At 48.3% G+C, this 25733-nt stretch carries 3 protein-coding genes (1 of these 3 cut by a window edge); all 3 read right to left on the bottom strand.

All coding sequences use genetic code 11. The features are described 5' to 3' along the window. Tightly spaced (each overlapping or abutting the next), the 3 genes in view from MHN32_RS06495 to MHN32_RS06485 form a layout consistent with a single transcriptional unit that may run on beyond the window. Positions 1–5980: the 5' end (the start) of a non-ribosomal peptide synthetase gene (locus MHN32_RS06495; RefSeq protein WP_239421345.1), read on the bottom strand. It extends 6089 nt beyond the left edge of the window; only the first 5980 of its 12069 coding nucleotides appear in the window; the start codon lies at positions 5978–5980; the stop codon falls past the left edge of the window. Next, entirely contained in the window at positions 5980–15807 is a 9828-nt protein-coding gene (locus tag MHN32_RS06490) for a non-ribosomal peptide synthetase (RefSeq protein WP_239421237.1), read from the bottom strand. The genes MHN32_RS06495 and MHN32_RS06490 overlap by 1 nt, the downstream gene beginning before the upstream one ends. Then, positions 15807–25733: a non-ribosomal peptide synthetase/type I polyketide synthase gene (locus MHN32_RS06485; protein ID WP_239421235.1), complete on the bottom strand. Its 9927-nt coding sequence runs from the start codon at positions 25731–25733 to the stop codon at positions 15807–15809. The genes MHN32_RS06490 and MHN32_RS06485 overlap by 1 nt, the downstream gene beginning before the upstream one ends.

Below are 25733 nucleotides of genomic sequence, written 5' to 3'. Positions count from 1 at the left end.
CCATGTGCGAGGGAGAGACTTGTAGCTCAACAAAACGCTCAGCACTAAGCTGTGGTTGATGTAAATATCCACTGGCAAGTCCTGCTCCTGTTACGTATAACTCCCCAATCATCCCCTGAGGCACAGCACGCAGTTGTGGGTCTAAAATAAATAGCTGGCTATTGTCGACGGGCAAGCCGATATCTGGCACCTTTCCGTCAAACTCAACCACACCTGAAGTCGCGACCACCGAGGCTTCGGTAGGTCCATAGTTATTGACTAAGGTAAATCCGTATTCTTTTGCTTGAAGCGCACCGAGTTTATCGCCGCCAACCAATAAATAGCGCAAGCTTTGCGGGTTAAACAAAGACTCAGTGAGCAGCGCTTGAGCGATTGGCGTTGCAATAAAACTATGCGTGACTTGGTGTGTATTGAAACAGGCTGTTAATTCGGCCGGTGACTGTAGCACCGCTTTTGTCACACACACGAGGCTCGCGCCAGCACATAAATAAGGCCAAATTTCCCATGTTGCCGCGTCAAAGGCGGGGTTGGCGGTTTGACTCGCAACGCTATGATTATCCACCGCAAAAGCTCGTCGGTGCCAACCACATAAATTCGCCAACCCTTGGTGGGCTATCATCACGCCTTTAGGATTACCTGTTGTGCCTGAGGTATAAATCACATAGGCCAGCTGCTCCGCTTTAACTTTTGGAAACTGCTGAGGTAGTGATATTGTCGCAAGGCGCGCCTGCACGTTGGCGTCATCAACACAAATGACATGTGAGGAGCGATATTCAGCCTCAATGTCGTTATCATCTAACTCTGCTACCTCAAAGCGAGCGGCAAACTCACACTTGGTTAAAACCAGCGCAGCGCTGCTGTCTTTAGCGATGTAATTGACTCGCGCTTGAGGGTAATGAGGGTCAACAGGCACATAACATCCACCCGCTTTTAACACAGCCAACATCGCCACAATGAGATCTGCGCTGCCCGTCATCGCAACAAGCACAGGCTGCTCTGGTTGCAGCCCTTCACTTAATAACAGCGCCGCCAATGCCTTGGCTCTTTCATTAAGCTCACCATAACTCAAGGTTTGATTTGAGTTTGTGTCAATTACTGCGAACCGCTCAGCTTGTGCAGGCTCTGCCATATGTCGCTCAATTTGCTCAAGCACTGACTGCTCAAAGTGTTCCGGCGCTGATTTGCCTGAAATCGCATGACTCTCTAGCTTCTGCTCCTTGCAAAGTTTTATATCCGCAAGTGCGCAATCAGGCTGCGTGAGTAACTGCGCGATCACAACATTAAAACACTCTGCAATGCTAGCTACGGTTTCTCTTTCAAATAATCCACTGTTGTATAGCCAGTGCAATCTCAACCCTTGCCCATTTACTGTTGCGCTGAGCTCTAGATCAAACTTGGCACGCGCGTTTTCCGACGCTAAAACTTCCGTGCTGAGCCCCACAAACTCTGGTGTGTGCTGTGGCTCGGGATTAAACGCAAAACTCAACTGGAAAACACTTTGGTGACTTAGCTCTCGGCTAACACCAAGATGGTCAATGAGCTGCTCAAAGGGAAGTGATTGATGTTGATGTACTTGCTCAATCTGCTCTCTTTGTATATCGAGTAGCTGACTGAAACTCTGCTGCCAATCGACCTTCACGCGAATTGGCAAGGCATTGACGAAAAAGCCAATCAACTGCTCCACTTGTGGGTGATGCCGCCCTGAAAATGGCGCACCAATCACAATATCATCCACTTGGCTAAACTTAGCAAGCACCACCGCATACGCGCTATGCAACCAAATAAACGGGGTTATTCCCAAACGCTGACAAAACTGTTGCAGCCGTTGCCATGTCTCTACGCTTAGCTGCTCAGTAAATGCTTGCGCGCTATTGTTCACGGCCTGCCCACGAGGCGTATCGAGCGGTAATTGATGCAGTGGCGGCGCATCGTCAAGATGCGCAGACCAAAATGCCATGTCTGCACTTTGCTGCGCGCCTTGGCACTGTGCTCGATGCCAATGGGCATAATCCGCGTATTGCACCTCAGGTGGCGCAATCAAGTCATGGGCAAGTTCACAGCCTTGGGTGTAATGGGCATAAAACTGTGTGAGCTCTCGCATTAATACTTCAATAGACTGAGCATCACTAGCAATATGGTGCATATTGACGATAAGCCGATGGTAGCCTGATGAGAATCGAACTAGAGTTGCACGGATCATTAGATCTTTACTAAGATCAAAACCCTGCGCTTGGTCGTCTCGTACCGCGCGCTGCCAAACCACAGTTTGCCAAAGCGGTGATTGCGTAGAAACGTCAATAAGCGTAACAAAATGCTCAGGCAAAGTGACAAGGTACTGTTTGGGCTCATCGGTAGTGTTGATGATAGCCGAGTGCAACACCTGATGCCGTGACAGCACCTTTTGCCAACTTTGCTCGAACGCGCTCAGATCAAGCTCCCCTGAAAACGCCAATAACGCTTGAATTTGATATTGCTGGCTGCCCTGCTGCATTTGATCTAATGTCCACAAACGTTGCTGAGCAAAAGACAGCACCACGCCATTGCTTTTATCCACCACAGCAATAGTACTTAGCTGCGCGTCTTGTTTTTCAAGTGCTGCCGCCAAGCCGTGCACCGTAGGGTGCGTAAAAATCACTTGCAGCGGTAACTCAATGTGCAGCGTCTTGCGAATATTATTTGCCAGTTTTGCAGCAAGTAGCGAGTGCCCGCCGAGTCTAAAAAAGTCGTCATAGCGACCAACTGATTCGCGCTGCAAAGTCTCGGCAAAATAGCTTGCAAGTTGGGTTTCAAGCTCGCCAATCGGTGCTTCATAAGTGTTTTCGTTAAAGCTTGTATCAAGTTGCTGCAGTAGTGCTTTTTTATCTACTTTGCCATTGCTGGTCAGTGGCATAGCTGCCACCGATTGCACTTTGGCAGGCAACATATGGTCGGGTAAATTTTGTTTTAAAAACTGCTGCATGACTAAAGTGATGTCGTCGAACTCGACCTGTTTGTGTAACACCACAAAGGCGCAGATCCAGACATTTTCTGGGTCTTGCCGATTTAACAGCACAGTGACCTCAGCCACTTCGGGATGATGGCGCAACTGGTTTTCAATTTCGCCTAATTCAATGCGATAACCCCGAACTTTTACCTGGTCGTCAATTCGGCCAACATAACTCAGCTCACCGCTGGCCATTAAGCGCACGAGATCGCCTGAGCGATATAATCGCTGCTCAGACGCTTCACTAAACGGGTTTTGAATAAAGCGGGTCGCGTTTAATTCGTCACGTTGCCAATACCCCCGACAAACCCCCTCGCCCCCTACGTACAACTCGCCCACGGCACCTTGCGGCAAGAGCCTTTGCTTGTCATCAAGTACATAGCAGCTGGTGGTCGGAATAGCACGACCTATATTACTGGTGCCAAGCGCCATATCCGCCAGTTCCAGCGCTTTAAACGTAACATGTACCGTGGTTTCGGTAATGCCATACATATTGATTAACTGGCAATTTGGTAAGTGCTGTGCCCAAGGTTGTAGCTTACTTGGCTGCAACGCTTCACCACCAAAAATCACGTACCGCACTGCACATTGGCTCGCCAACTGACTGTCATTGAGTAGCGTGGCTTGTAGCGCGTAAAACGCACTTGGTGTTTGATTTAAGACCGTAACCTGAGCATCAACCAACAACTGAGCAAAAGCTTGAGTGTCTTGCGCAGTCGCTTTATCCACAACCACAAGGCGACCACCAAAGAGTAACGCGCCATACATTTCCCACACTGAGAAATCAAAGCAGAAGGAATGAAACAAGGTCCAAACATCTTGCTCATTAAAATCGAATAAGTTGGGCTCTACATGAAGTAAGCGCACCACATGACGATGCTCAATTTGTACGCCTTTTGGTCGCCCTGTGGTGCCCGAGGTATAGATCATATAAGCCAAGTCTTGCGGCTCAACCTGAATAGCATCAAGCTGCTTGAGGGCTTCGCGGCTGGCCTGATGCTCTGCCTGTGACACATTAATTAGCTGGTATGAAAGCTGACTAAACTGTGCCTGCGTAGCGTTGTCACAAAGTAGCCATGGGCTTTGCACGTCTCCCAAAATATACTCAATGCGCTCTTGCGGGTAGTCGGGATCTACTGGTACGTAGGCAGCACCGACTCTAAGCACTGCTAGCAAGGTCACTATCATCTCTATGCTGCGTGATACACTCACCACCAGCATGGTTCGTGGCGTGACCCCTTGTTGTAACAGCATTACCGCCAGCGCATTGACTCGATCGTTAAGCTCACGATAATTCAGCATAGTCGTGCTATCTTGCACGGCTGTACGTGTGGCAAAGTGCTCGGCGTAGCGCGTGAATAAACTGGTGATGGTGTCTTGCTTAGGCCAAGTTGCCGCTTGGCATTGAGCGCCCGTTATTAATGCTTGTTGCTGTTTTTGGTTCAGTAACGCAAGTTCACCAACGGCGGTATGAGGGGCTGTAACACAAGCTTGAAGCAGCGTATGGAAACAATCCGCCCAATGCTTGATGGTCTCTGCTGTGTAAAGGTTGCTATCAAACTTCCAATGTAAATAAAGTGCCTGCTCATCAACTACGGCATTGAGTTCTAAGTCGCATTTTACTGCTATGCTATCCGCCTGTTGTTTTTGCACTTCTTGAACCGATAATCCCGGAAGCGTAAAAGCACGCTCATCACGGGTTTCCAGTGTAAATAATATTTGCACTAGCGGATGGTGACTTAAATCTCTTGGAGCACCAACCGCTTCCACCACTTTATCAAAAGGAATATCGCGATATTCAAACGCCGCTAGGTTGAGGGCTTTTTGTTGCTGCAACCATTGGCTAAATGGCATATCACTGTCGAGCTTTGCATGCATCACTAAGGTATTAACGAACAAGCCAATTAACGGCGTTAATTCAGGATGATGACGGCCAAGCTCTGGCGTGCCTACAACTACCTGCTGCGATTGCGTAAGCCTTGCGATAAACAACATAAAGGTATTGAGCAGCCACATAAAGGGTGTGAGCTGGAGCGACTTCGCCTGTGTCGAGATCGCCGCAAATAACGACGCATCAAGCGCTTGGCGATATACCTTCCCCGTTAACGACTGCACCGCAGGACGGACAAAATCACAAGGCAATGACTGCAACGGCGCTAATTCGCCAAATTGCTGTTTTAGTTGCGCCAGTGGTGCCTCGATGCGATCTGGCGTTAGCTGTGCTCGCTGCCACTGACTAAAATCACTATATTGCACCTGCATAGTTGCAAGCGGTGTATAAGATGCGCCTATGTGTTTGCAATAGCCAGCCTCTATCTCTTGTGCAAGTAGCGCCATTGACGCCCCGTCAGAGACAATATGGTGCATATTAAAAGCAAGGTGATGCTCATCGCCATTACTTACCACCAGCACGCGAAGCAAACAATCATGAGCCAAATCAAAAGGCTTGTTCTGATGTGCTGCGATGCGCGAAGCAATGTAGGCTTGCCGTGTTTCCTCAGCTGCTACACTGGCATCAAGCCACTCGAACGGCTCACTAATATCATCCGTTATTTGCAGCTGGGGTTGGCCATCTTGTTCATTTTTTACAAACCTAGCGCGCAGTATTTCGTGGCGCTGCACCACATCTTGTACAGCGCTGCGCATTGCTTGAATATTAAGCTTGCCGCGTAACAAAAACTCGGCGGGCATATAATACTGCTTGCTACCTTGCAGTTGCTCAATAAACCACAGTCCTTCCTGCGCAAAGCTCAGCGGTAAGATTTTCCCCGCGCTTGGCTGCGCGACTATTTTCGGCGATGAGCTCGCCACATCATGGCTTTGTTGCTGAAAATAGGCAATGATCTCTGATTTATATTCAACCACCTGCTGTTTTAACTGTGGAGGAAACCCAGCGGTTTGCTTAAATGCCAAGCCACCGTTTTTTTCATACAAGGTCACGCCAGCTGCTAATGCTTCTGCGATCAATGCCTCTATCTGTCTTTGCTGTTCATTCATCACAAAAACATCTCCTCAGACTGACCGTTTTCGTCCGCCGCTTTGGCTGCACGATGGATCTCACACCAAGTTGCAAGTGCGCTTACGCTTGGCCGCTCGAACAATATTTTTAAGGTAATGGGCACCTCAAGCGCCTGTTCAATTAAGGCAACCGCTTGGCTTGCTGATAAAGAGTGCCCCCCTAATTCAAAGAAGTTACTGTTAATATCTCGGACTTGAGTATTGAGCACTTGAGCAAAAATTTCTGCCAGCAGCGTTTGTAGTTCAGTCATAGGAGCTAAAGGTGCCGTAAGCACTTGCGCCTGTTGCGATTGCACCAGTTGTGCAAGTGCTCCCGCATCTACTTTGCCATTATTGGTGAGCGGCATAGCAGCCAGTGCATACAGCTCGTAAGGCAACATATAACTTGGTAGGACCTCTGCTAACAAGGCTAATATCTGAGTGTGTAGCGTCTGTTCAAGCTCATAAATGGCATCACTGTGCGATGGTGTAGTTAGCACCACACAGCCCAGTAAGTTATCTTTACTTTCATTAAGTAACACATGAGCTTGTTGCACTGCATCTAGTTGCTCAAGCTGGGCCGCAATTTCTTCAAGCTCGATGCGATAGCCACGCAGTTTAACTTGGTTGTCTCGACGACCAATAAACTGCAGCACACTAGGGTTGCCCTGTTCATCTAGCAGCCAACGCACTTGGTCGCCCGTCTGATAATAACGCTGTGAGTCATTGTTCAAAGACAATGACACAAATCTACTGGCGCTGAGCTCTGGCAACCCAAAATACGCCTGAGCCACATTATCGCCTGCGATGTATAGCTCACCGGGCATGCCCATCGGCACCGGCTGTTGATGCTGATCTAATACCACCAAATGAGTGCCCTGAATGGCGCTACCGATTGGCACAAAACGCTGAGATTGCTGTGCAAGCGAAACTGCATCTTGGCCGTTACAGCGATACACACAACAACCGACCGTTGCTTCTGTTGGGCCATATTCGTTATAAAAATAAGCCTGTGGCAGCAGTGCCCCAACTTGAGTAACCACGCTGCTAGATAAGGCTTCTCCCCCCACCACAATTTGGTGCGCAGCATTGCTCGGTTGTAATCGCGCCAGCACGCCTTGCAAGTGGGCTGGTGTCAGCTTAAACAGCATCGCCTCATCACGCGCTAAACACGCACTAAGCTCTGTGATTAACTGCTCGCCATCATTCAATAATACAACTCCAAGGCCATTAACCAGCGCGCCCCATAAGCTCGTTACTGTCGCATCAAACGCTAAAGGCGTGCTGACAACACTCTCGTGTATATCGCCTTGGAGATAACTGTGGCTAACATGCTCAAGGTAAAGGTGTAGATTACGATGGCTGATCACCACACCTTTGGGTCGCCCTGTAGTGCCAGAGGTATAAATCATATAAGCAGGCGCATCAATATCACTTAACGGCGCAAGCGCTTCTACAGGCATGTTCTGCCAATGCTGTGCGGTGTCCATTAGCACCAAACGGCAGCTAAGCTCTGCGCTGTTAGGAAGTAGTTCTGAGATGGTGATAAGGCAAGTCGCTTTACTGTCACGCAATATATAGTGCTGACGCTGACTCGGTGCATTTGGGTCAAGCGGCACATACACGGCCCCAACTTTTAAGGTTGCCAAAAGTGCCACAACTTGCTCACAGCTTGGCGCTAAGCTTATTGCGACCTGCGACCTTGCCGTTACGCCTTGTTCAATCAAGTAACGCGCAAGTTGATTACTTTGTGACTCCAATTCGCCAAAACTTAACCGCTTGCCAGTCATATCTCGTACAGCATTTTGCTGTGCACTATGCTGAGCAAAGTCCCGTATTTTATCGCTGATAAACCAAGGAGATTGCGGCTGCGCTTGCGTGGCAAACCCTAACTCGCTGAGTACTTTGCTATCAACTAATGGTAAGGTATTCACACTTTGCTCAGGGCTTGTCAGCGCCGCGTCAATTAACGTCACAAAAGCATCAACCATCGCCTGTACGCTAGTGTGTTTAAACAAGGCTTTGGCATAATTCCACTGCACCGTGATCTCACTGCCCGATTCTTGTGCATTGACTTCTAAGTCGAACTTCATTGCAGGCTTAAGATCAAGCTGTTGCTCGATTTTTAGGTGAGGTAGCTTGAAGTTACTTTGTTCGTTATTTTGTAGTGCAAAGAGTATTTGTAATATGGGCGAATGCGCTAAGCTGCGCGGTGGATTAATGGCATCAACAAGCTGCTCAAAGGGTAGATTCTGATGGGAAAAAGCCGCCAAGATCACCTGTTTTTGTTCACTTAGCCAGTCGTTAAATGAAGGCGACCCCACTTTGCGAGCGCGAATAGCCAAGGTATTCACAAAGCACCCCAGTAACCCCTCTAACTCTTTCACCTCACGTCCTGCAATGGGCGAGCCAATGACAATATCCTGCGTTTGACTAAGACGAAGCATCAACAGCGAAAAGGCAGTTTGCAACCACATATACAAGGTCACCCCTTGTGCTTGGCAATGCGCTTTTATCGCCTCAACTTGCGACGTTGTAAGAGTATAACGAATGCATTCACCATCAAGGGACTGAACTTGTGGTCGCTCAAAGTCCAGCGGTAATTCATGAACAACTGGACACTGCTGCAACTGAGTTTGCCAATAAGAAAGATCTGCCTGATAGCTATCTTGCTGTTGCTGCTGCCAGTAGGCAAAGTCTGCATACTGCACCGCTAGCGGTTTAGCGTATTGCTCTGGCAACGAATACGCTGGCGCTTCACTAAAGTGCCGATAAAACGCCACAAATTCTTTGGCAAGCAGCGCCATCGACCAACCATCGCTGGCTATGTGATGCATGTTAAACAAGAGTCCAAATCGGTTGTGACTAAACTGCACACAGATAACGCGCAGCATAGTGTCTTGGCATAAATCAAAAGGCTTGCTGAGCGATTGCTGCTGTAATGTTTGCCAACGCTGCTGTTGCTCGGCGGTATTCAGCCCAGACAAATCTACTAATTCCACAGGACAGGCTACTTGATCACGAACCTGTTGCACAGCACCGTGATCACCACTTGCAGGAACGATGACCGTACGGAGTACTTCATGACGTGCAACAATCGCGCTTAACGCTTGTGTTAAAGCGTCAATATCTAAGGCACCTTCACACCAATAGCTCGCTGGCATATGGTATTGCACACTCTGCTCATGTAACTGGTCAATTAACCACAAACGCTGCTGAGCAAAAGACAGAGGTAACGCTTGGGCTCTTGATACTGGCTCAATGGTATTGCTGTGCGCAATCATCGAACTTGCGGTTATCACTTCAGCAAACGCTGCAATTCTTGGCGCATCAAAGAGTTGTGGCAAGGTGATATCTCGCCGCTGCTCACTGCGCACTCGGCCGATCACTTTTATGGCAAGCAGTGAATGCCCGCCTAAGTCAAAGAAACTGTCGTTAATACTCTGTACTGGGCTCGGCAGTAGCTCACGATATAACTCAAGTAAATAACGCTGTATGTCTGTGAGCTTAGATCCATCAATTACCTCGGCGACCTCTTGGCTTTTCGCCTGTGCCTGATAGGCAAGCTGTAATGCTTGCTTGTCTACTTTTCCGTTTGCAGTCAGTGGAAGATCAGCAACGATATCCAGCGCGGCAGGTAACATGTAACTGGGCAGCGACTGCGATAAAGCTTGGCGCAACTGCACAAGTGTGAGCTTAGCCTCACCATTTAAAACCACATGAGCCACTAGGCTTTCTTGTGCTTCATCAACACTCACTGCGCAGCTTTTTACTTGCGCCAACGCGTCGATTTGATGGGCGATTGCCACAAGAGAAATACGGTAGCCTCGCAATTTTACTTGCTCGTCTAACCGCCCCAAATAACAAAGGTAGTCAGCCTCTCCGCGCGCGTTCGCCTGCCACTTTGCCTTGTCGCCACTGCGATACCAACGCAAGCTTGAAGTACCTGACGCAGGCACTGCTTGCTCAACAAAGCGTGTTTGCGTCACACTCGCCAGATTAATATAGCCTTCACACACCCCATCTCCCGCGAGCCAAAGCTCTCCGGGCATATTAGGTAAAGCCAGTTCGCCAAACTCGTCGACTACCGCAAGTGTCATATTATCGATAGCATGACCAATAGGCACTTCTTCGTGGCTCGCTAACAAGTGGCGCGACTCATGGCTTACAGCATAGATACTACAGCCGACTGTTGCCTCTGTTGGGCCATATTCGTTTATCCACTGGGCGTTAGGGAGCTTGTCCATCAGCTTATCAACCAAAGCTGCGCTCAGCCCTTCACCCCCAACCACAAATCGATGGGCAACATTACTATGAGTTTGTGCGTCACTTAATGCGAATACCGCGCGTAGGTGCGCCGGTGTTAACTTGAATAACTTGGCTTCGTTAGCTGCAAAAATCTGTGTTTGTAAGGCGGGCAACAATTCGACGCCCGAGGGAAGCAACTCAAGCTCACCACCTCGCATTAAGATAGGCACTAAGGCGGTCACCGTCGCATCAAACGCCAGCGGTGTACTGAGTACTGCCTTGGTTATATCACCGGATTGTGGCAGATAACGCTGACACGCAAAGCGCAGATAATTATTGAGGTTGCCATGACTAATGGGCACCCCTTTTGGCTGCCCGGTTGAACCTGAGGTATAAATAACATAGGCAAGCTCGGCCTCGTTAAATGCAGATGCGTCTTCATCTACCAGCAAACTGGTATCATAAAACGCAAAGTTCCCCTCGGCTTCGAACAGATCATCAAGCAACAAAAAGTCACTACCGGCTTCAATCAAGCGCTCGGCATCTTCACTTAGCGCCAGCGTCAATACGATGTCTGCATCATTCATGATATAGGCTAAGGTATCGGTTGGCGTGTCATGATGAATGGGCACATAGGTATGGCGCGCTTTTAATATTGCCAGCACCGCGGCCACCATGTAACTCGAAGACGGCAGTAAAATAGCAATGCGACTTTGCTCGGCAAATGCCATTTCTAATAAGCTATTAGCAAGTTGGTTCGCGCATTTTTCTAAGGTGAGATAACTACAAGTGAATTCCCCCATGCGCACCGCAGTCTGTAGTGGAGTCTGAAGAGCCGCCTGACTAAACTGAGTCACCCATGGCTGTTGCTCTGTCACTTCTACCGCAACACTTTGCAGCTGTTTTAATAGCGCTAACTGCTGCTCAGCGGGCCACAATGACAATGCTGACAACGGAGTATTTGGCTCTGCAAGACACTGCGATAACACATAACAAAACTGCTGATGGAAACTAACTACACTCGCTTCGTGCCACAAATTGCTGTCATAAAGCCATTCAACGGTGAGTACATCGCCCTCGTCTATCACTGCGACTTCCAAATCTAATTTGGCACCGCGTACTTTACTTTGGCAGGGCGTCACTTCCAATTGTTCTAGCCTAAGGTTTTCATTTACCTGATTATTTACCCGAAACACGATTTGATGCAGCGGATGCTGGGCGCTTGAGCGTTCAACGTCTAGCTCATCCACTAACACATCGAAGGGAATATGTTGATGTTGCAATGCGTCGTTGAGTAAGCCTTGGGTTTGCTGTAGCGCTTGGGTAAAACTGGTGTCTTCACTCCATTCGCTCCTAAGCACTAAAGTATTGATAAAGTTACCAATCATATTTTCAAATGCTTTGAGGTGACGTCCTGATACCGGCGTACCAACAACCACGTCGCACTGTTGAGAAAAGCGGCTTAACCACAATGAAAATAGCGTTTGCAGTAACACAAATAAGGTTTGCCCTGAGCGAGTTTGATACGCTCGAAGCGCACTGACCAGCACTGCAGGTATGGGCTCAATCACTAACGCACCGCGCGGAGAGGTTTTTGCTTCTCTGCTACAATCTAGCGGTAATTCATGAACCTTGGGCAGACCTTGTAATTGCATACGCCAATAGTCGAGCTCCTGTTGCCATAACGCCCCCTGTTCCAGCTGCTGTTGCCACATTACATAATCAACGTAATGCACCTCTTGTAGCGATAAGGTTTCGCCGCTGAGAGCAGCTTTGTATGCCTGTCTTAAAACGTCACTCAAACACGCAATAGACCAACCATCGGCAGCGATATGATGTAAGGTGATCACAAGGGTAGCCTGCATCGCCTCTTGTTGATAAAGACTGGCACGCAGCATTAAATCACGGCTTAAATCGAAGCTGGTTGCGTAATCTTCTGCGATAGCTTGCTCTAACGCATGTGCTTGTTGCTCAGCGGATTTATCTGTCCAGTCGTGCTTAATCAAGGTAAATCGAGCATCAAGGTTAATGCTTTGGTGCGGTTCTCCTTGCTCATTTTGATGATAATTAAACGCCAAGACTGGATATTGCTTAATCACAGCAATAAAGGCGTGCTCTAAGGCCTCAGCATTCAACTTGCCTTGCAATTGAAATATGCCCTGTAGGTTATACTGGTTGCTGTGCCCTTGCAGTTGGTCAACAAACCACAAGCGCCGCTGTGCAAATGACAAAGGATAATTGGGCTGTGGTGGCGCAGGTTGTAGACTTGGTAATGAAGATTGAGACTGAGAGTTAGCCAGTATCTCGCTTAGTTCAAATACGCTAGGATTGGCAAACAGTTGCTTTAAGCTCACCTCCACCGAGAGCTGGGCTCTTAGTTCATTGAGTAATTGCATTGCCAATAAAGAGTGACCACCGATGCTGAAAAAGCTATCGTGCAGCCCCACTTCTGGTGCGCCCGTTAAGGTTTGATAGAGTGTGATTAACTGTCGCTGCAACGCACTTGTCACCTCACTACTTTGGCTTTGAGAAGTTAATGCCAAAGACTGTAATTGTTGGCGGTCTATCTTGCCATTACTCAGGGTGGGTAAGTGCTGGCAAAGCTCTATCCAGCTTGGGATCATCGGCTCGGGCAAGCGACGCTTCAAGCCTTGGCGGATCACCTCGCGCAGATTGGTTGCAGCGCACTGGCTGCCACCACCACTTACCACAAAAGCAACCAAAGCATCTTGCTTGCCGAGCTTGCGCACCACGACTGCTGCCTGCGATACCTCATCAAGCGCTAACAGAGCAGCTTCTATTTCATTGAGATCAACGCGGTAACCGCGAATTTTCGCTTGTTTGTCAATTCGACCGAGAAATTCAAGCTCGCCGCTCGCATTCAGCCTAACGCTATCACCACTGCGGTAAAAACGGGCGCATTGGGCACTATGTTGCAAGCTACTTGTAAACTGAGCTGCGGTCTCTGAAGGCGCATTTATATATCCTTTGGCGAGGCTCGGCCCGCCAATATAGAGCTCTCCAGGCATGCCAGCGGGTGTTGGCTTCCCCTGTTTGTTGAGTACGCAGGTGGTGACATGTGCCAAAGGCGTACCGATCGGATAACTGTGGCCGGTTAGCCTGCTGTCTGTCACTTCATGACAAACTACTCCAACACAAGCCTCCGTCGGACCATAATGGTTGAAAATACGCGCTGCTGGCGTCAGCACGCGAATGCTATCAACAAGCTGCTCACCTAATGCTTCTCCACCTAACACCCACTGCGAAATAGCGGGCTTTTGCTCAGCAAATTGAGGCAACAGCACCGCGGCAAAAGAAGGGGTTAATTTTATCAAGTTAACTTGCTCAGCCACTAACTTGGCTGCAATTTCAGTCGGTTCTGGCGCTTGGTTTGCAAGGGTGAGTACCACAGTGCCGCCATGAGTAAGCACCGGATACACAGCCGTTAAGCATAAATCCGTGGCAAGTCCTGTGACCACGCCCGCTCGCGTATCTTGGTTGTAACTCAATCTCGCCGCGATGCTGCTGCAATAGTGACTCAGCGCGCCATGGCTGATCTCAACCCCTTTGGGCACACCAGTAGAACCAGAAGTAAACAACACATACGCGCTATCATCAAAACTTGGTGAATAAGTTTGCTGCGGCGCTCCTTTGTTTTGGCTCAGCTCACTATATGTAAGCACTCTGATGTCAGCTTCTCGTAGCGCTTGGCAAAGTGGCGTTTCGACACTTACCACCACCGTATTACACTCAGCTTGCGCTAGCATTTGTAGCGCTCTGGCAGTGGGCATATTGCCATCAATAGGTAAATACGCACGGCTACTTTGCATTACGCCAAGCATAGTGACAATGTCACTCATATCGCCCGTTGTTATCAGCGCAATGATTGACGCTGGAACATCTAAGTTGTTGGCAATTTGTAGGCTTTGAGATTGTAGCTGCTGATACGTTAGGGCCCGCGATGCTTCGCCATTGGTGCTTGGCACAACCACTGCAATCGCCTCACCTTGAGTTTGCGCTATACTTCTGATTGCTTGCGGCACAAGCATCGGCTGGCTGATGTTGTGATTGATATTTGCCGCCTTTGTCGGTAAGTTCGTTGATTTGAGCACCAAGTCGTCAATCGGCAGCGCCTCTTTAGCACAATAGCACTGGACGAGTGCCAAATAATCATCGGCAAATTGCTGAATAAGCGCATGGTCATAAAGCCCTGTTGCATAAACAAAGTCACACACAAGGGCATCATCTGTATCATCAACAGATAGGGTTAAGTCAAATTTCGCTGTGCCATTATCTAGGGCAATTAACTCGGCTGCTAATTGGTTATTTACCGACACCTTACTACTGGCTACACCATTGTAGTTAAATAACACTTGAAACAAGGCGGAATGCGCGGCGGATTTGGGTAGCTCTAGCGCTTCAATGATGTCTTCCACGGCAGCGTTTTGATTACTAAGCCCTTGCAATACTTTGTATTGCAGCGCCTTAATCGCCTCACTCATGGAGTGATGTCCGTTTATCTGCATACGCAGTGGCAAGGTATTAATAAAGCAGCCAAGCATAGCTTCAAACTCGCTTTGCTGACGATTTGCAACCGGCACCCCTAAGGTAATATCGGCTTGCTCACTGTAGCGATAAAGCAAGATGTAAAACACGCCCAGCAAGGCGGTAAAATGTGTTACGCCATCGCTGTGGCAAGCTTTATCTAATCGTTGTATTTGTTCTGCGTTAAACGAACAACGAACCGTGTCACCTTGGTACTGCTTTTCTTTTTTTCTTGGATAGCTGGTGGACAATTCAAACGGTGTAAATGCCGCTAACTGCTCAGTCCAATAAGCCAATTGTTGTTGATAGTCTGGGGATTGTCTTAATTGCTGCTCCCAGTGCACATAGTCAACATACTGTAAATCGGGAAGCTCAACACACGCCTCCGATAGCTCATACAGCAGTGCGTTGATAAATATAGTCACGCTCCAGCCATCACTAATAATATGATGCATGTTAACGAGTAACCAGCGGCAAGCAGTGTGAGAGTTACTCACTAAAGCCGTCACTTGCAGCAGCGACTCGTTGGCAAGATCAAACTGATACCCCACAGCCTCTTTAATCGACTCTGGTAGCTGATTGGGTAGCACTTCTTCATCCACGGTCATCACAGCAATTTTCATCGCCTCAGCAGGTTCAATTTGCTGCACCACCTTCCCTTCAACCGTGATAAATCGTGCTCTCAAAATATCGTACTTAGCTATCAAGCGGCTCAACGCTTGTTCAATATCCGTGACTGAAAATGGCTGCGATAATTTAACTAGCCCAGCCATGTTGTATGCCGCAGTGCCCCCTTCATATTTATCAATAAACCACATTCTTTGCTGTGCTGCCGAGAGCGCAGCAGATTGCTTTTGTTGCCCCTGAAGGTAGGTGATAAGCGCAGTTTTGTGCGCCTTTATCTTATCCAGAATACCCTCAGGCACCTGCCCAAGCGGTGTTCTAAGTTTTAATTTATCTTGCTGTAAATAAACATAAATCTGTTGACGGTCAAGCTCATCTAACCACTGTTTTATTGCAAAGTTTTCCATCATTACAAGTCCATCTCCGTCATAGATTTATCACTTAGCGCAGCACTCAAATCTCGGTCGCTCACAATATCACTGACTTTCTCTACGTTTGGAGTCTGCGTCTCCACCGAAATAGCATCATGAGCTTGTTTTAGCGCTTCTATACACTCAGCAAGCTCTGCAATACAGGCGTGCTCAAAGATGTCGCCAATGGTCAATTTAATATTGAAAGCTCGGTTGAGTCTCGATACCAACTGCATACCAATCACCGAATTGCCGCCGCTATCCACAAAACGTGCTGTGACGCCCAACTGCTCAACAGGGAGAAGCGCTAGATAATGTTGATGCAGCTGTTTTTCTGTTTCAGTGCGAGGAGCCAACGTGCATATTTCTGATACTTGCTCAACAGCAGGCATTGGTAGTGCTTTTCGGTCGCGCTTACCATTTGGTGTCATCGGCCATTGACTTAACCAAACAAAATGCTCAGGCACCATGTAACTTGGTAACCATTCACCGAGCGCTTGGCGCAGCCGAGGCGAAGACCACTCGGTTGATAGCTCACCATCATCAATCATATAACCACACAGACATGGGCCAGTTTCTAGCGTTTGTACGCAAACATCGACTTCACTAGTATTGAGTATCCGCCCTAGGTGATGGCTAATATCGCCAAGCTCTATACGATGACCATGGAGTTTAATTTGATTATCTAAGCGTCCTTTTACTTCAAAGCGGCCATCAGCTAAACGCCTCGCTTTGTCTCCCGTCTTGTATAAGCGGCGGCTAATGGAAGTTGTAAATTGATGATTGATAAAACGCTGCTCGGTCAGCTCCGCTTGATGTAAATAACCCATAGCAACACCACTGCCACCAATGTATAACTCGCCCCATACGCCGTCGGGTAAAGGCAGCCCTTCACCATGGCACTCTGTTGGGAGCACAAATAAGCTAGTATTTTGTATCGCTTTACCAATGGTTATCTCTGCGGCATTGTCGATATGTGCCACCGCCGACCAAATCGTGGTTTCGGTTGGCCCGTATAAGTTATAAACCGCTTTGCTGTGACTAAGTAACTGCGCGGCCAGTGCCTGAGGTAAAGGCTCACCGCCACTCCATACTTTTATGCCAGAAGTGCATGCTGGCGCCGCATTTAACACTAATTGCCATAGCGTTGGCGTTGCCTGCATCACCGTGATCTGCTGCTGTTCAATAAGCGCGCCAAGCACAGCAGGATCGCTAATACTTTCATCACTTGCCAGCACCACCGACGCACCAACGAGTAATGGCCCAAACAACTCTAGCAAGGCAATATCAAACGCTACTGTGGTGATAGCCAATAAACGGTCATCTACCACCAGCCCTGGTTCACGACACATAGATGCAAGCAAATTAGCAAATGCCCCGTGACTAACTTCAACGCCCTTGGGTAACCCCGTGGAACCAGAGGTATAAATCACGTAAGCACGCTGCTGAGCTTGAATTAGCAAGCTTGGGCTGCGAGTCGAACTTTTGGCAATTTCTTCTGCATCGCTATCCATACAGACTCGTTTGAAACGACCGAGATTGAATAACGCAGACTCTGCACTGCTGGCATCACACAGCACAACACTCACTTTGGCATCCTCTAAGATATGCGCGATGCGCTCATCGGGGAACGTTAAATCAAGCGGTAAAAATGCCGCTCCAGCTTTCATCACCGCCATGAGTGCTACCAACAGCTCCGCCCGGCGTGGTAATGCCACCGCCACGATACTATTGGGCGTTACCTGCTGCTTCATCAAGTAGTGAGCGAGCTGGTTAACACGCGCATCTAGCGCCTCATAACTGAGACTCACATCATCCGTTACCAGTGCCGTACGTGCACTGCAACGCGACACATTGTGCTGCCAAGTTTCAACAAAACTCGTCGCAACCTTAACCGATTTCTCTTGCTGTAGCGGTAACTCAACCAATCGATACACATCATCACTACTTTGTATCAACTCATTTTGAGCCCCTATCGGTGTGTTGCCTTGAACCTGCGACAGCAAATGGACAAACTTAGCCACATACTGGGTCATTAATTCAGTATCAAATTTCGCCGTGTGATATTCCACTAACAGTGACCACTGCCCCGCAACACAGGTCATATTTGTCGTCAGTTCAAATTGGCCGAATTTAGCGACACTTGGCTGCACTTCAACTTCTAGCCCATTAAAATTCGGCAAAGTGGTGACTTTATCTAGATTAAACAAAGTGCTAGGTAGAATTAGCTGATCATCGGCAAGGCTTGCATACGGGTGGGTTTGGTGATCAAAGGCATCAAGTAAAGTATTTTGCACCCGCTGTACCAGCTCACCGATAGTGCTAATGCTAGTCATGTCAACCACAATGGGCAAGATATTGGTGCAATAACCCAGTAACGCTTGGTCGAGCAACTCAGGCTCAAACTGCGACGCCAGTCGTTGCCTATCTGATACCGGCACACCTACACTTATTACCGCCTGACCGCTTAACTTGTGTAGCCACAAGCAATAAAGTGCAAGCATGGTTGCAAATTGCCCACAACGCAAAGATTGAGCAAGGGTCTCAGTGTTTCGGATTGCACTCGATGAAATGGGTAATGTGAGCTGATTAACTTGGTATGAAGCCACGCTCACCGTCGTTGATTTTGGCAGCTCAAGTGGTGTTGAACTCGCTAAGCACTGGTGCCAAAAAGCTTGGTTTTTTGCAGCTTCCGGTGAATGCGAATATGCCTGCAGGCTATCAACGTAGTGATTAAAGGAGACAGCTCGGCTTGCCACCTCATTTTGTTTTGCATCTTGATTGTAGCGCTCAGCGATTGCTACCAGCACCATTTGTAGTGAAAGCCCATCGCAGATCACATGATGGGCCACCACACTTAAATAGTGCTGCGCTTTGCCATCACTCAACAGCGTCACTCTACAAAGTGGGTCTTTTGCAAAGTCAAATGGTTGATAACGCAGCGCGGATAACCGCGTTTGCAATGTTACTTGGTCGTCCTCACTCCATGGCTCAACATGCAACTCGGCTTTTTCCACTCGGCAATATTGCATTAAGCGGTCACTATCGACACCAAAACGCAAGATTGGGAAGTCGCGGCAGACTGCGGTAACGGCTTGTTGCAGCCGCGGTAAATCGAGCTTGCCGGAGAGCTTTAATATCGCTTGTAGTTGATATGCACTCGCTCCATCGCTTGAGGTCAACGCCATCGCTAATAGCTGCTGCTGACTATGGCTAAGTGGAAATGCAGCATCGTCATCACTTTGACTCGTTTCACCAAAGTAGCCCGCACGTTTTAAGCTAAGTACACTGGCTTCAACTGCGTTTATCACCGCTGCAATGTCTTCATCTGTATGCGCGGCACTGAAAAAGCAGTTTCGCCCTTCCCAGATAAACACACCGCGCTCTAGCATTTCATAAAAGAACACATCAAGATTTTGCGAAAAGCGAAAACGGAATAATGAGGCAAACGCTTCTATCCGAATGGATACGTCATGGGTTTCAAAAAACGCATTGAGATGTGCTTTAAATGCCGCGGTTTTGTCGTTGATCCCTTGTTGTAACGTTGGACCTTGCGACTTAATAGCTTGCAACACCGCTTTGGCGCTCGCCATGGTCATTGGATGTTTGCAGAAAGTCCCGGCAAAGAAGGTGGTATCGGTCAAAGGGTAGGAGTCATCTCCGTATTGCCAATTCCCTCCGTCAATGGCATCGAGATAGGTAGCGGCCCCCGCGACTACACCGATAGGCATACCACCACCGACGATTTTGCCATAGGTTGCCATATCGGCCTTAACCCCTATCAAGCCTTGAACACCACCGGGGTGTGCTCTAAAGCCAGTGATCATTTCGTCAAAAATGAGGGCAATACCATGTGCTTCGGTAAGCGTACGTAGTTTACGTAAAAACGCCCAAGGCTGATTTTCAGGATGACGGCTTTGTACCGGCTCAACAATCACGGCGGCAATATGTTGCGCCTCTCGGGTAATAACCTCTAGCGCCTCATCATCACCATAAGGTAAAACGAGATTATCGGCGATTGCGCCATAACGCACTCCAGCACACATTGCCTCTACGCCTTGCTCTGGCGACTCAGTTGCTAAAGTACCATCATAGTGACCATGATACGCGCCTGAAAACTGAACAATTTTATCGCGTTTGGTCACCGTTCTTGCCAAACGTAGCGCCGTCATGACCGCCTCTGTACCAGAGTTACAAAACGATGCCCGCTCAAGCCCAGTCAGCTCACAGATAAGTGCAGCAACCTCAGGCGCATCAGGACTTGCAAGCCCCAGTTGCATCCCGGCTTCAAGCTGTTGCGCCAGTGCTGCTTTGATAAAGTCAGGGTTGTGACCAAATAAGTTAGTACCAAAATCCATGGTGATATCAATATAGCGATTATCATCGATATCCCAAATATATGCGCCCTCACAGCGCTTAGAAAACACCGGATAAAGTAGCTCTTTGCTCGACAGTCTAAAACCCGCCGATGCTCGGCAATCCGCAAGGCGTCCGCGATATTCGCTCACTAGCGCTTTTGAACTGTGCGTTTTCGCAATGTAAACATCACTCAATGCAGCAAGATGTTGACGCATGGCTGGGCTGCTATTGGCACGCTGCACTTGTTTTTGCTGTGCGCCTGGTAATACAGATTGGGCTCTGCTTGGCTGGGGCTTTGATACCAAGGTTGCTGTCGAGGTGACTGCACTGTTTTCAACTTTCGCGCCCTGAATATGGCGTAACTGCTGTCCCACCACAGCTTCTAACGCAGCTCTCGCTTCAGCGCTGGTCACTGTGCTTGCCGCCTGCAATTGCGCCTGATAGATAGCGACAAGCGTGTGGTTGTCAGCCTCTACTACACTACCTTTTGGCGTATCAGTCGTCACCGATGCAGGTGATGGCAAACTGCCAGCTTGTTGTGAACCTTGCGGCGCTTTGAGATAGTCACTATGGCTTTGAATATAGGCCACTAACTTATCGACATCGCTGAGCTCTTGATAAAATTGACGAACACTAAACTCTAAACCGAATTCCCGCTCGTACACTCTAACAGCCTGCATGATCATCAACGAATCAACCCCCATTTCTAGCAAAGGGAGGTTGGTTTGGATAGCATCAGCGGGCATCGATAAGAGTCCCGCCAGGGTATTGAGCACAAAGCTGCGAATTTGTGCATCACGGTCACTCGCTTCTACCACTGTCAGTGCTTCGGGCTGTGATTGTTCAGTACCAAAAATCCAGAATGAGCTGCAATCAAACGGATATTGCGGCAAGCCTACTCTAGCGCTCGGGCGATTGCCATACACCTGTTGCCATTCGAGCGCCCCGCCTAAGTCGAGGTATGTGCCTAAACACTCGGCGAACCTCATGCTGTCTTCGCCTTTGGAGTGCAATACATGGGCATAACTGAGCGCTTTGTTATTGCTATTTTCCTGTAGTAAGCCACTCAAAATAGGTTTAGGACCAAGCTCAATCGCTAAGCCATGCTCTAGTGACTCAAGCGCAGTTACACAGTCAACAAAGCGAACCGGTGCCTTAATTTGTTCAACCCAATACTCGGCCGTAGCGATAAGTGTAGACTCCACTTGCCCCGTCATGGATGAAACAAAAGGCAGCCGAGGCTGTTGGAATCTAACCTGTTCAGCGACTTCCCTAAAGGCCTCTAGCATGGGGGCCATCAATGGAGAGTGGAAAGCGTTTGCCGTATGCAGCGCTTTTACTTTAATTTGCTGTGCTGCAAGCACGTCACTGAGGGCTGTGATTGCTTCATCAGCACCAGAGAATACTACCCCAGCCTCACCATGGAAGGCTGAGATAACCACTTGCTCCTGAATCTCACTCAAGCAATTACGTGCGGTTATTTCATCACATCTTGCGGCGATCATGCTGCCTTTTATCGGTAATTCATGCATTAGTTGACCGCGCGCTGCAATCAACTCAACACCATCTCGAAGCGAGAACACGCCAGCAATACAAGCCGCTGCATACTCACCAACACTATGACTGAGTAGCTGGGATGGCTTCACCCCATAATGCATCAATAAGTTTGCCACACTGTATTCAACGACAAACAAGCTCACTTGCGTCCAACGGGTTTGTGCCAGCAGTTCACTATGCTTTTCATCGAATAACACATCCAACAGGCGTGCTCCAAAGCGCTCGCCAATCAGGCTGTCAATTTCATCTAAGTGACTGCGAAACACGGCATAGTGTTGATATAAAGAGAGGGCCATCAAGGGGTATTGTGAACCTTGCCCGGTGAACAAAAATGCGACTTCTGGAGCAGCATTTGCCGAAGACTGTTCAACAATAATGGGACTATTCAGTTGCGAAATAAGTGTTTCTCTACTCACACCACTAAACGTTTTATGCACACCCTTAAGGGGCACTTGCTCGGCATTTTGTGCGCAGAAGTCATCAAATGCTTGAGGAGTCAAACTCGACAATCGTTCACTATAGTGACCAGCAAGTTTCTGCAATGCAGCTTTAGATTTAGCAGCGAGAGGCAATAGATAAAACGAAGGCGGTGTTACTTCAGCTTGCATTTCTGGTTTAGGCACAGGCGCTTGTGCGCAGATCACATGTGCATTAGTACCACCAAAACCAAAAGAGCTTAATCCAGCGGCTCTTATTCCCCCTTGTGGTACAGGCCATGTCTGCATGTTTTGCGGCACCATAAATGGGAGCTTTTGCCATGGGATATGCGGATTTAACACCTCACTGTAACGCTGCGCAGGAATTTGCCCATGCTGTAAACACAGTAGCGTTTTGATAAGCCCAGCAATACCCGCACCAGACTCAAGGTGACCAATATTCGCTTTTACCGCACCGAGAATAACCGGATCATGACGACTATGGTGTTCTCCATACGTGCGGTTTAATGCTGTGATCTCGATAGGATCGCCAAGCTCCGTACCCGTGCCATGGGTTTCCACATAGTGGATATCTCCCGCCTGCATCTTGGCATTATCAAGGGCGGCATTGATCACAGCCTGTTGCGCGGCACTATTTGGCGCGGTAATGCCATTGCTGCGGCCGTCTTGATTAATTGCACTGCCTTTGAGTACACCAACAATTGGGTCGTTGTCTGCCATGGCTTGTTGTAGCGGCTTTAGCATCACCACCCCAACTCCTTCACTTCGCACATAGCCATCCGCTGCCTGTGAAAAGGTTTTGCAATGGCCGTCTGCTGCCAACATTTGTGCGTTTTCACAGGCTTTAGTCACATCATCGCTCAGAATAAGATTAACGCCCGCCACCAACGCCGCGTTCGTTTCTCCATTTCTTAGTGCTTGAATTGCATGATGAAGTGCCACCAGCGATGACGAGCACGCCGTATCAATCGCCACGCTCGGGCCAGTAAAATTAAAGCTATAAGAAATACGGTTTGCTGCAATGCTCAGTGCTGTGCCCGTGCCTAAATACGCGGTACTTTTTTGCTGTTGTTGCGACAATAAAAAGTAATCATTTTGCGATATACCGACATACACGCCAATATTGCTACCTGCGAGCGTGGCGGGTTGGTAACCGGCATGCTGTATAGCGTGATAAGTCGTTTGGAGCAGTAATCTATGTTGTGGGTCGATATGCTTAGCTTCGAGTGGCGAGATGCCGAATAATGCAGCATCAAACTCATCGACATTCTCTAAATAGCCACCGAGTCGGTCGGCTTCAAGATTCGGGCAAAGCTGCTGGCGCTTAGGATCTGGCGTGGTGATCCCATCGCCCTGTTGGCTTAACAGCTGCCAAAATGCATCTAATCCATTTGCTAAAGGATAACGACAGGCCATGCCAATCACGGCAATATCTGTATCCGCAATATCTTCAGTTCGGCGAGAGGCTTGCGTATTATTCGCTTGCTCAGTGGTACCTTTCGACTCGTTAAGCTCTGTCTGCCCTAGAGCTTGAGTAAGCGTACTAAACTGACTTAAATACTGGGCTAGTTCGCGAATGGAGGGATATTCGTAAAGTACCGTAGGCTCAAGGTCTAGCTCGTGTACTTCCATTAACTCCCCTGAGATCCGCACCGCTTTCATCGAATCCACACCTAATGCCAAGAATGGCGCGTCGATATCCAAACTACGCGCGGGCTTATCTATTTCTTGTGCGACTAAATCTTGTAATAACCGCTGAATTTGCTGTAGTGACGATGAGGACGATGGTGCCTCAGCTTGCTGTGGTACAGCAGCTTCACGGGCGCGCGCAATTACTTCAAAACTATTGGCTAAATAACTGCGCTTATTCTCTTGGCGCTGAATTTTACCGCTCGATGTTTTATGAATGCGACCGGGTTTTATCAATACGATGTCATAGGGCGTAATGCCGTGGTGCTCAACGATCGCAGCGGTGATCTGCTGCAGTACCTGCTCAGCATTTAACTTTCTTAGTACAGTACGCTTTACTTGTTGTACTATCACCAAACGCTCTTCATCACCATTAGCGGCGACCGAAAACGCTGCGCCGCCATTTTGTTCTAAGCTATCGCTTGCTTGTGTAACTGTAAGCTCAATATCTTGCGGGTAGTAGTTTTTACCGCGGAAGATAAGCACGTCTTTGGCGCGTCCTGTAACGAACAATTCCCCACGCTGGATAAAGCCTAAATCACCAGTACGGAGATAAGCCCGCTCGTCAGCACCTTTAATTCTGGCATGAAATGTAGCCTCAGTTGCCGCTGGGTTATTCCAATACCCCTTTGCTACACTTGGACCAGTTACCCAAATTTCTCCGGTTTCACCATCATTGCATGCTTCAAAAGACTCAGGGTTAACAATCGCAATGCAATGCTCGCCCCAACTCACGCCAGAAGATACAGCGTAATAAGGTTGCTGTTCATCAGCCACATCTAATGCATAAAACGCATCTACTGTATCTTCATCTGCGACTTGTTCGGCTATGCCCTGCTGTAGCTTGGCTGCATCAATACGTAATATCTTTGGCTTTTCTAGAAGACGTCCACCAGTTGCAAATAAAGTGGTTTCTGCCATACCGTAACAAGGTGCGATACTCTCTCTTTGTAAGCCACACACTTTAAACTTTTGATAAAATCGCTCTAACGTGCTGGCACGCACTGGTTCTGCGCCATTTAATGCTGAGCGCCAATGGGACAAATCTAAGTCTTTAAGGTCTTCATCTTTGACGGTGTCCACACACAGATCATAGGCAAAGTTTGGCGCACTTGACGTTAATGCTTTGGTTTGTGAAAGCAGTTTTAGCCAACGTAGTGGTTTTTGCAGGAAATAAGCCGGATTCATCAGCGCCGCTGTCGCACCGATATAGATTGGATGCATAATGCCAAAAATCAGTCCCATATCATGGAAATGAGGCAACCAACTTACAATCGAAGAGTTGCTATCGTGACCAAACGCTTCTTTCATTAGCGCCTGATTATCAAGAATATTATCGTGAGTTACCATTACGCCTTTAGGTGTGCCCGTCGAGCCTGAGGTATATTGCAAAAATGCCAGTTGCTCACCACGGATTTGTGCACGAGGCCACTGTTGAGTCGTCGATTTAAGTGCAATGTTATCGGTAGTAAATAGTGCTAACTGCGCTAGACTTGGCTCAGAATCAAGCAATGGCTTGGCGATTTCATTGATCTTTTCACTGGTAAGCGCACCTTTGGCACCTGCGTCTTCGATGATGGCACGCAGACGATCAACATTTTGATTCTTTTTAGGGGGATAAACCGGTACCGCAATTATCCCTGCGTATAAACAAGCAAAAAAGGCTTCAATAAATTCAAATCCAGAGTTGTACAGTAATAATGCTCTGTCACCCGGTTCAAAATATTCACTCAATGTCTCAGCAATAGAGGCTGCACGCTCATGCAGTTCTTGGTAGGAAATGGTTTTACTTGGTAATGCCTCATCGTAAAAATACTGATAGGCAATATCTTGAGATCGAGTACGCGCTAAACTCGCGAGTATAGTAACAATATTTGTATTCAT

It is taken from the genome of Pseudoalteromonas sp. Of11M-6 (assembly GCF_022347905.1).
Classification (GTDB): Bacteria; Pseudomonadota; Gammaproteobacteria; order Enterobacterales; family Alteromonadaceae; genus Pseudoalteromonas.
This window is presented reverse-complemented; position numbering and strand designations above follow the sequence as displayed.